Source organism: Pseudomonas vancouverensis (assembly GCF_004348895.1).
GTDB classification, from domain to species: Bacteria; Pseudomonadota; Gammaproteobacteria; order Pseudomonadales; family Pseudomonadaceae; genus Aquipseudomonas; species Aquipseudomonas vancouverensis.
On the sequence record NZ_RRZK01000014.1, the window covers coordinates 16,543 to 27,903 of the forward strand.

The window sequence follows — 11,361 nt, forward strand, 5'->3', positions numbered from 1 at the left end:
CTATCGAGGTAAGCCCGGTGACCCAGCTGAATTTGCTGTGCCTGCCCTATTCGGGCGCGAGTGCCATGGTCTACAGCCGCTGGCGGCGCAAGCTGCCGCAGTGGCTCAACCTGCAACCGGTGGAACTGCCGGGACGCGGCGCTCGCTACGGTGAGCCGTTGCACACCGACATGCGCCGCCTGGCGCTGCAACTGGCCCACGAACAAAAAGCCACGCTCAAGGCGCCCTATGCCCTGTTTGGCCACAGCATGGGCGCATTGCTGGCCTGCGAAATGGCCCACGCCTTTCGCGCGCTGGGTTGCCCGGAGCCGGTCGCGCTGTTCGCCTCCGGCACCGCCGCGCCGAACCTGCGTGCAGACTATGACCGCCATTTCGCCGAAGCAAAAACCGACGCCGAACTGATCGATCAACTGCGCACCCTCAATGGCACCAGCGAAGAAATCCTCGCCAACAAAGAATTGATGAGCCTGACCTTGCCGGTGCTCCGCGCAGACTTTCTCTTGTGCGGACGCTTCGAGCCGGTCCGGCGCCCCTTGCTCAAATGCCCGGTGCACGTGCTCGGCGGCAAGACCGACCGCGCCAGCACCGAGCAATTGATCGCCTGGAGCCAGGAAACCCATGGCAGTTTCTCGCTGGACATGCTCGCCGGCGGGCACTTCTTCATCCATGAACACGAGGCCAAGGTGCTGCGGGTAATCAAGGATCAGCTGGAAGTGCATCATCGGCGGCATGGATTGATGGCCGTCAGCTGACCCGACTCTAAAATCACCTCAATCCCCCTGTGGGAGCGAGCTTGCTCGCGATAGCGGTGTTTCAGCTGAATCACTTCTGACTGGACGGACGCCATCGCGAGCAAGCTCGCTCCCACAGGGTTATGCATCAGCCTGTTGTCCGCGTTTCATCTCCTCTCGATCCGCTAATTTTTCCCGCCTGCATTCGTTTTACAAAAAACGACGCGCCATCGCGCCTCCTGCCTACTGATGCGGATGCTGAGAAATGAATGCTGAAGACGCCTTGAAACTTGCTCGCCGGTTTATCGGGTTGCCCTTGGAAAAGCGCCAGATGTTCCTTGCGGCCCTGGCGAAGGAGGGCGTGGACTTCGCTCGTTTTCCGATTCCTGCCGGCGTCGAGGCCGAGGATCGTCAGGCAGTGTCTTACGCCCAGCAACGCATGTGGTTTCTCTGGCAACTGGAGCCTCACAGTGGCGCCTACAACCTGCCGGGCGCGGTGCGCTTGAGCGGACGCTTGAACCGTTCGGCACTGGAGCAGGCCTTTGCCAGCCTGGTGGCCCGCCATGAAACCTTGCGCACGGTGTTCCAGCGTCAGCCTGACGACAGCCTGCTGCAGGTTCCGGCGACCGCACCCTTGTTGATCGAGACCATGGATCTCACGGCGTTGGCCAAGGATGAGCGTGAACGCGCAGTGGCTGAAACCGCCCAGCAGCAATCGATGTTGCCCTTCGACCTGGCGGTCGGCCCATTGCTGCGCGTCACCCTGCTCAAGCTCGCCGAACAGGAGCACGTCCTGCTGCTGACCCTGCACCACATCGTCTCCGACGGTTGGTCGATGAACGTGCTGATCGATGAATTTGTCCGCTGCTACGACGCTTTCGACGCGGGCGCGCAACCGCAACTGGCGCCGTTGCCGATCCAGTACAGCGACTATGCGTTGTGGCAGCGACGCTGGCTGGAAGCGGGGGAGCAGGCACGGCAGCTCGACTACTGGCAACAGCAGTTGGGCGACGAGCACCCCGTGCTGGAGTTGCCACTGGACCATGCGCGCCCGGCAATCCCTAGCTATCGCGGCACACGCTACGAATTCGCCATCGACGGGCAACTGGCCGAGCAACTGCGCAGCACCGCGCAGCAACACAACGTCACCCTGTTCATGCTGCTGCTCGGCGCATTCAACGTGCTGCTGCATCGCTACACCGGGCAAAACGACATCCGCGTCGGCGTGCCGATTGCTAACCGCAATCGCGCTGAAGTCGAAGGCCTGATCGGTTTCTTCGTCAACACCCAGGTGCTGCGCACGCAACTTGATGGGCATACCCGCGTCGATGAGTTGCTGCGCGCAACCAAGGAAACCGCCCTCGGCGCCCAGGCCCATCAGGACCTGCCGTTCGAGCGTCTGGTCGATGCCTTGAAACTGGAGCGCAGCCTCAGCCACACACCCCTGTTCCAGGTGATGTACAACCACCAGCCCCAGGTGGCCGACATGGCGTCGGTCAGCAGCGCATCCGGCCTGGTGCTGGGCAGCCTCGCCTGGCAAAGCCGCACCACCCAGTTCGACCTAACCCTGGACACCTGGGAAAAAGGCGGCAAGCTGCACGCCGCGTTGACCTACGCCAGCGACCTGTTCGAAGCCGCGACCATCGCGCGCATGGCCGAGCACTGGACCCGTCTGTTGCAGGCCATGGTGACGGATTCGAGCCAGCGCATCGGTGAGCTGCCGATGCTGTCGGCGGATGAACAACGGGTGTTGGTCCACGACTGGAACCGCACGGCGCAGGTCTATCCCGTCGATCAATCCGTGCATCAACTGATTGAGGCCCAGGCTCGGCGTACCCCCGAGGCTCCGGCGCTGGTGTTTGGCGAACGCCAACTCAGCTATGGGCAACTCGAGGCTCGTGCCAATCAACTGGCTCACTGCTTGCGCGAGCAGGGTGTCGGGCCCGATGTGCTGGTGGGGATCTGCGTCGAGCGTTCGCTGGAGATGGTCATCGGCCTGCTGGCGATTCTCAAGGCCGGTGGTGCCTACGTGCCGCTCGATCCGGAGTACCCGGCGGAACGCCTGGCCTACATGATCGAGGACAGTGCGATTGGCCTGCTGCTGACGCAAAGTGCCTTGCTCGAAGCGCTGCCAACCGAGGGCGTCAAGGTGCTGATCCTCGATCAGGCGCAGGACTGGCTCGCCAATTACAGCGAAACCTGCCCGCAGGTCGCGGTTCATCCGTTGAACCTGGCCTATGTGATCTACACCTCTGGTTCCACCGGCAAGCCCAAAGGCGCGGGCAATAGTCATGGCGCGCTGGTCAACCGCTTGTGCTGGATGCAGCAGGCCTACGCCATCGATGGCGGCGACTCGGTGTTGCAGAAAACCCCGTTCAGCTTCGACGTGTCGGTGTGGGAATTTTTCTGGCCACTGATGACCGGTGCGCGTCTGGTGGTGGCGCCGCCGGGTGCCCATCGTGAACCGGCGCGCCTGATCCAGCTCATCGGCGACCACAACATCAGCACCTTGCACTTCGTGCCGTCGATGCTCCAGGCGTTTATCCACGAACCGGGCGTCGAGGTGTGCACCGGCCTCAAGCGCATAATGTGCAGCGGTGAAGCCCTGCCGCTGGATGCGCAGTTGCACGTGTTCGCCAAACTGCCCAATGCCGGGCTGTTCAACCTGTATGGGCCGACTGAAGCAGCCATCGACGTCACCCACTGGACTTGCGTCGACGAAGGCGTCGACAGCGTGCCTATCGGCCGCGCCATCGCCAACCTGCGCACCCATGTGCTCGATGCCCGGTTGATGCCGGTGCCGGCGGGCGTGGCAGGTGAGTTGTACCTCGGCGGTGCCGGCCTGGCGCGCAGTTATCACCGGCGTCCGGCGCTGACTGCGGAGCGTTTTGTGCCGTGCCCGTTCCATGACGGTGCGCGCCTGTACCGCACCGGTGACCGCGTGCGTCAGCGCGCCGATGGCGTGATCGAATACCTCGGGCGTCTCGATCATCAGGTCAAGCTGCGTGGCCTGCGCATCGAACTGGGGGAAATTGAAACCCGTCTGATGCAGCACCCGCGGGTGCGCGAGGCCGTGGTGCTGGTGCAGGGCGGCAAACAGCTGGTGGCGTATCTGCTGCTGGAAAACGCCGAGCCCGATCCGCAGTGGCCGCAAACCCTCAAGGCCTGGCTGCTCGGCAGCCTGCCGGAATTCATGGTGCCGACCTGCCTGATGGCGCTGGACGCCATGCCGGTGACCGCCAACGGCAAGCTCGACCGCAAAGCCTTGCCGCAACCCGACGCCGCACCGGAGCAAGCCTTCGTCGCGCCGCAGGATGCAATGCAGGTGACGCTGGCGCAGATCTGGCAGGACGTGCTGGGACTGGAGCGTGTAGGCCTCGAAGATAACTTCTTCGAACTGGGCGGCGATTCGATCATTTCCATTCAGGTAGTCAGCCGTGCCCGTCAGGCCGGGATTCGTCTCAGCCCGCGTGACCTGTTCCAGTACCAGACGGTGCGCAGCCTGGCGCTGGTGGCCGTGCTCGAGCATCACAGCAGCATTGACCAAGGGCCGGTCAGCGGCGAGGTGCCGTTGACGCCAGCACAGCACTACTTTTTCGAACAGGCCATTGCCCAGCGTCAACACTGGAACCAATCGTTGTTGCTGACACCCCGTGCGGCGCTCGACCCTGGAGCATTGGAGGCGGCGCTGGTCGCGGTCATCAACCACCATGACGCCCTGCGCCTGCGCTTTATCGACAGTGCGGACGGCTGGCAGCAGCGCCATACCGCACCAGTTGAAACGAGCGGACTTTGGCAGCGCCATGGGGTCTCGACGCAAGAGCTCACTGCGCTGTGCGACGAAGCGCAACGCAGCCTCGATCTGGCAGACGGCCCACTGCTGCGCGCCTTGCTGGTCAACCTCGAGGATGGCAGCCAGCGCCTGCTGCTGGTGGTGCATCACCTGGTGGTCGACGGGGTGTCCTGGCGGGTATTGCTTGAAGACCTGCAACGGGCCTGCACGCAAGCGGCTGCCGGTCAGCCTGTGGCCTTGCCGGCGAAAACCAGCGCCTATCAAGCCTGGGCCACGCAACTGCAACAGCATGCACGCACGCTGGACGAGCAATTGCCATACTGGCAGGCGCAAGTGGCGGATGCCCAAGACCTGCCGTGCGACAACCCGCAAGGCAGCCTGGAACATCGCCATGGTCACAAGATCGAATCGAAGCTCGATGCCGAACTGACCCGGCAGTTGCTGCAACGGGCGCCAGCCGCGTACCGCACCCAGGTCAACGACTTGCTGCTGACTGCACTGGCGCGGGTGATCTGCCGTTGGAGCGGGCAGGGCTCGACACTGATCCAGCTCGAAGGCCACGGTCGCGAAGACCTGTCCGAGCACCTCGACCTGACCCGTACCCTCGGCTGGTTCACCAGCCTGTTCCCGGTGCGCCTGCAACCGGCAGCCGAGACCGCCCAGGCAATCAAATCGATCAAGGAACAACTGCGCGCCATTCCCGGCAAAGGCCTGGGCTACGGCGTGCTGCGTTATCTCGCTGAGCCGGCGCAACGTGAGGCCCTGCAAGGCTTGCCGACACCGCGCATCACCTTCAATTACCTCGGCCAGTTCGACCGCCAGTTCGATGATCAGGCGCTGTTTGTTCCGGCCTCGGAAAACGGCGGCCAGGCCCAGGGCGACGACGCGCCGCTGGCCAACTGGCTGACCCTGGAAGGTCAGGTCTACGGCGGGCAACTGTCGCTGCAATGGGGTTTCAGTCGCGACATGTTCGCCGACAGCACGGTGCAACAACTGGCGGATGCCTACGTCGATGAACTCAAGAAACTGATCGAACACTGCTGTACCACGGCAGCCGGGCAGGTCACGCCCTCGGACTTCCCGCTGGCGCGCATCACCCAGGCCCAGCTCGACGCCTTGCCCGTCGCCGCACCAGCCATCGAAGACCTGTACCCGCTGACGCCGATGCAGCAGGGCATGCTCTTTCACACGCTGTATGAGCCGCAGGCCGAGGCCTACATCAACCAGTTGCGCCTGGAGATTCACGGGCTTGACCTGGCGGCATTCGGCCGTGCCTGGCAAGCGGCGATCAACCGCCACGACATCCTGCGCAGCAGCTTCCACTGGCTGGATCTTGCACAGGCGCATCAGGTGATTCACCGCCAGATCGACCTGCAACTGCAAGTGATCGAAGCCAATGCCATCGACCTCGACGCTCTGGCTGGCGAAGAGCGCAGCCGTGGCTTCGAACTCAGTACCGCGCCGTTGTTCCGATTACTGCTGGTCAAACAGGGCGGCGAACAATGGCACCTGATCTACACCAGCCACCACATCCTCATGGACGGCTGGAGCAACGCCCAGTTGCTCGGTGAAGTGATCCAGCATTACGCCGGACAAACGCCGAGCAAGCCTGTGGGGCAATACCGCGACTATCTCGCCTGGCTCGCGCAACACTCGCAGGCGGCGGGCGAGCAGTTCTGGAAGCACGTGCTGACAGCGCTGGAAACCCCAACGCTGCTGGCGCAAGCCTTGCCCGCACCAAACGAAGGGCAGGGCATGGGCGAGCATCAGCTGACCCTTGATAGCGCCGCATTGCAACGTCTGAGCGACTTCGCCCGACAGCAGAAAGTCACCCTCAACACCTTGATTCAAGGCGCCTGGTCACTGCTGTTGCAGCGCTACACCGGCCAAACCTGCGTGGCGTTTGGTGCGACCGTTGCCGGGCGTTCGGCACCGCTGCCGGGCATCGAGCAACAGTTGGGGCTGTTCATCAACACCTTGCCGATCATCGCCGCGCCGACTTCGGGGCAAACAGTGGCGCAATGGCTCGACGCGCTGCAAGCGCAGAACCTCAGCCTGCGCGAGTTCGAGCATGTGCCGTTGTACGACATTCAGAACTGGGCGGGGCATCAAGGCGCGCTGTTCGACAGCTTGCTGGTGTTCGAAAACTTCCCGGTGGCCGAGGCGCTCAAGCAAGGCGCACCGGCCGGGCTGACCTTCGGTGCACTGCACAACCACGAAATCACCAGCTATCCGCTGACCCTCGGTGTCGAAGCGGGTGGGACATTGCGACTGGATTTCAGTTTTAACCGCTCGCTGTTCAGCGCCGCGCAGATCAGCCGGATGGGGGCGAGTCTGCTGCATGTGCTGGAGCAGTTCGTCGCGCAGCCGCAACAGACGCTGGGCGCCATCGGCCTGCTCGACGCTGATGCACAGGCGCAGGTGTTGCGCCATTCCCGCCCGCCGGCAGCGCTGCTGGACAGCCCGTTGCTGGCCCATCAACGCTTCGAGCAACAAGCCGCACGCACCCCGCACGCCTTGGCGATCATCGCCGGCGACGAACGCCTGACCTATGGCCAACTCAACGCCCGGGCCAACCAGCTCGCCCATCGCCTGCGAGCGCAAGGTGTCGCGCCGGGGCAGCGGGTAGGGCTGTCGGTACGGCGCTCGGCGCGGATGATTGTCAGCCTGATGGCGATCCTCAAGGCAGGCGCCGGTTATGTGCCCCTCGATCCGGATTACCCGGCCGAACGCCTGGCCTACATGATCGAAGACAGCGGCATGGACCTGTTGCTGGCGCAATCGGGGCTACTGGCCGAGGTGGTATTGCCAGAAGGCCTGCCGTGCCTGTCGCTCGATGCCAGCGTGAGCGAGTACGCCACTGACAATCTGGCGAACCTCGCCAGCACCGAAGACCTCGCGTACCTGATCTACACCTCCGGCTCCACCGGTCGACCGAAAGGTGTTTGCCTGACTCACGCCGCGCTGCGCGAGTTCTGCGTGATCGCCGCCGACTATTCGCAACTCACGGCGCAGGATCGCGTCCTGCAATTCGCCACCTTCAGTTTCGATGGCTTCGTCGAGCAGTGCTACCCGCCGCTGTGTGTCGGCGCGGCATTGGTCATGCGCGGCGATGAGTTGTGGGACACCGAAACGCTCTATCGGCAGATCATCGAGCAGGGCGTGACCCTGGCGGATTTGCCGGCGGCCTACTGGTTCCTGCTGGCGCAGGACTGGGCCGCGCAACCGCACCGCGACAAGGGACGGCTGCGCCAGGTCCACGTCGGCGGCGAAGCCATGTCCCTGGAGGGCCTGAAGCTGTGGCACGCCGCTGGCCTGGGCGATGTGCGCCTGCTCAACACCTATGGCCCGACCGAAGCCACAGTGGTCTCCAGCATTCACCCATGCACCCAAGTCGATAGCCGTAACCCGCTTGGCGTACCCATCGGCAAAGCGTTGCCGGGGCGAGCCTTGTACGTGCTCGACAGCGAGGGGCACTTGCTGCCTGATGGTTGCGTGGGGGAGTTGTGCATTGGTGGTGATGCCGGTCTGGCTCAGCGATATCACCAGCGCCCGGGGCTGAGTGCCGAGCGCTTTATCGCCGATCCGTTTTCCACCACGCCGGGGGCGCGGCTGTACCGCAGCGGCGACCTGGCGCGCTACCGCGAAGACGGTGTGTTGCAGTACCTGGGACGCATCGACCATCAGGTGAAAATTCGCGGCTTCCGTGTCGAACTGGGTGAACTCGAAGCGCATCTGCAAGCGTTGCCGATGCTCAACGAAGCGGCGGTACTGGTTCACGAAGGCGCCGGCGGCAAGCAACTGATCGGCTATGTCGTCGTTGCCGATGAACACAAGTCGTACGGCGATGCGCGACAACTCACCGACACCGTGCGTCGGGCACTGGGCGAGCGTTTGCCGGACTACATGCTGCCCACGCAACTGGTGTTGATGGCTGCGCTGCCACTGAACCGCAACGGCAAGCTCGACCGCGCCGCGCTGCCCGCGCCTGAACTATGGGAGGCCGCCTCGGGCACGCCGCCCCATGGCGGGCTGGAAACGCAACTGGCGCAGATCTGGCAGCAGGTGTTGCAGGTCAGCCGTGTCGACCGCGAGAACAGCTTCTTCGAGCTGGGCGGGCATTCCTTGCTGGCCACGCAAATCGTCTCGCAGATTCGTCAGCAGTTGGGCCTGTCGGTAAGTTTGCGTTGCCTGTTCGAGCATCCGTGTCTCGTAGATTTCGCGACTCAGGTGCAAGCGTTGCAACCTGTCAGCGAACGACCGGCACTGCTGCCCGATACCTCCGGCGAGCGCCAACCCTTGTCCTTTGCCCAGCAGCGCTTGTGGTTCCTGTGGAATCTGGAGCCGGACAGCTCGATGTACAACATGCCCGGTGCCCTGCGCCTGCGTGGCGAGCTGAATCTCGACGCCCTGCGGCAGACCTTCGACGCCCTGGTGCAGCGTCACGCCGTGTTGCGCACCACGTTCTACGAAGAGCACGGCCAGGCCTGGCAGCGGGTTCACCCGCAGCTGCCGCTGGACTTCGTCGAGGTTGACTTGCGCGCTCTGCTGGCGCCGGACGTCGAGGCGCAGCGACTGGCCCATGACGAAGTGGCCCGACCGTTCGACCTGCGCCATGGTCCGCTGCTGCGGATCCGGGTACTGCGCCTGGCGGATCAGGAACACGTGCTGTTGCTGACGGTGCACCACATCGCCGCCGATGATGCCTCGTTCCGCGTGTTGATCAACGAATTCGTCACCCTCTATCCACGCTTCAGTCGTGGCCAGACGCCGCAACTCCCCGCGCAGGGCGTGCAGTACGCCGACTTCGCCAGATGGCAGCGCCAGTGGCTGGAGCAGGGCGGTGAACTGCAGCGTCAACTCGACTACTGGCAGCAGCGGCTGGGCGAACCGCAAGCGGTACTGGAACTGCCGGCCGACGGCGACCGTCGTGTGGCTGCGCAGGGTGCCACTGCCCACTTCACCTTCAGCCGCGAGCTCAGCGCGCAACTGCGCGACTTCGCCCGCCAGCACGACCTGACCTTGTTCATGCTGCTCCTGGGCGGTTTCACCCTGGTGTTGCACCAGCGCACTCAGGTCGATCGGGTGCGCATCGGCACCGATATCGCCAACCGCAATCACGCCGGGCTTGAAGAAATGCTCGGCTTCTTCGTTAACCAATTAGTACTGCAATTGGACATCGATGCCGGGCAGTCGGCGGGGAAATGGCTGGATGCTTGTCGCCGGACGGTGCTGGAGGCTTCGGACCATCAGGACCTGCCGTTCGAACGTCTGGTGGAGGCCTTGCGTTTGCCCCGTCGGGCGGGGCGTTCGCCGCTGTTCGACATCAAGCTGATTTATCAGGAAGGGGTAGGGCGCTTGCCGTCCATGGACGGCTTGCTGGTCGAGGATTTCCCGTCCGGACGCCAGGCCGCCGAGATCGGCATGGTCGCCGCGTTCTACAACGACGCCGAGCACGTTCACCTGAGTTTCGAGACGGCGGCCGGTCAGTACCTGCCGAGCACGCTTGCGTGTTTGTCCGAGCAGATTCAGGCGGTGCTGCAGGCGCTGATGGCGGAGGACGACAGGCAGATCGGGCAGTTGCTGGAACTGGCCGCTGACGTACAGCGTCGTGCTGATCTGCAACTGAGCGAACAACGCAGGGCATTGCTCGGTACGACCATGCCGATCCGGCGCCGCCCGGTGAACCGAGGCGCACCGACCGCCGCGGACTGATTCAGTCGAGGGTGCCACAGCGGCACCCTCGTCAATACTTTCTGGAGGGGTTCATGACCGTTTCAACGAGCAATGCCATGCCCAGGATGGGCCGCGGTGCGCGCAAAAGCCTGTCCACCGACCCGACGCGGCTGGTGAGTTTTGCGCCGATGTTCGAAGGCCAGCGCATGCCGCTGGTGTGCCGCCCGGCCGTGCCCGGCGTGAGCCTGGTGGAGTGGGCACGGGACAATCGCAGCCTGATTGAAAGCCGATTGCTTGAGCATGCGGTGATTCTGTTCCGTGGCTTCCAGGTGGCGGACATCGCCGAGTTCAACCGCTGCGTCGATGGGATTTCCGGCGGCGCTCTGGAGTACCTGTTCCGCGCCTCGCCACGGACCCAGATCAGCGGTCAGTTCAAGATCTACAGCTCCACCGACTACCCGGCGGCGGAAAAAATCTTCCCGCACAACGAGCACTCGTACTCGCCGGTGTTCCCGCGTCACCTGTACTTCTTCTGCGACACGCCATCGACCACCGGCGGTGAAACGCCGTTCGGCGATACCCGGCGCCTGCTGGCGCTGATCGACCCGGCGGTGCAAGAAGAGTTCTCACGCAAACGCATCCTGTACGTGCGCAACTACGGTGACGGCATGGGCCTGCCGTGGCAGACCGTGTTCCAGAGCGAGGACCGCGGCGAAGTCGAAGCCTACTGCGCGAAAATCGGCATCCAGGCCGAATGGAAACCGGGCAATCGCCTGCGCACCCGGCAAAGCGGCCCCGCCATCGTCCGTCATCCGCTGACCGGCGAGCGCATCTGGTTCAACCACGGCACCTTCTTCAATGCGCTGACCCTGCCCGACAGCATTCGCGACAACCTGTTGCGCGAGTTCGGCCCGCTGGACCTGCCGCAGAACACTTTTTTCGGCGACGGCTCGCCGATTCCCGATGACGTGATCCGCCACCTGCAAGGCATTTACCGCGACGTAATGGTCGAGTTCGCCTGGGAGAAGGGCGACGTGGTCCTGCTCGACAACATCCTCAGCGTGCACGCGCGCAACGAATTCACCGGCGACAGAAAAATCCTCACGGCCATGGCCATCGCCCAGAAAAGCGCCGACCTGGCTCAGGAATAAGGACCCCCGA

3 protein-coding genes are annotated in these 11,361 nt (G+C 63.8%); all 3 read left to right on the forward strand.

The window, feature by feature from the left end:
- The first annotated feature begins 17 nt into the window (after window positions 1–17).
- Window positions 18–752: a thioesterase II family protein gene (locus EIY72_RS12710; RefSeq protein ID WP_093216760.1), complete on the forward strand. Its 735-nt coding sequence runs from the start codon at window positions 18–20 to the stop codon at window positions 750–752.
- 244 nt (window positions 753–996) lie between these two features.
- Window positions 997–10,239, forward strand: a complete 9,243-nt coding sequence (locus EIY72_RS12715; protein WP_093216764.1) for a non-ribosomal peptide synthetase — start codon at window positions 997–999, stop codon at window positions 10,237–10,239.
- Window positions 10,240–10,292: 53 nt separating this feature from the next.
- Window positions 10,293–11,351, forward strand: a complete 1,059-nt coding sequence (locus EIY72_RS12720; RefSeq protein ID WP_093216769.1) for a TauD/TfdA family dioxygenase — start codon at window positions 10,293–10,295, stop codon at window positions 11,349–11,351.
- The last annotated feature ends 10 nt before the right edge of the window (window positions 11,352–11,361 follow it).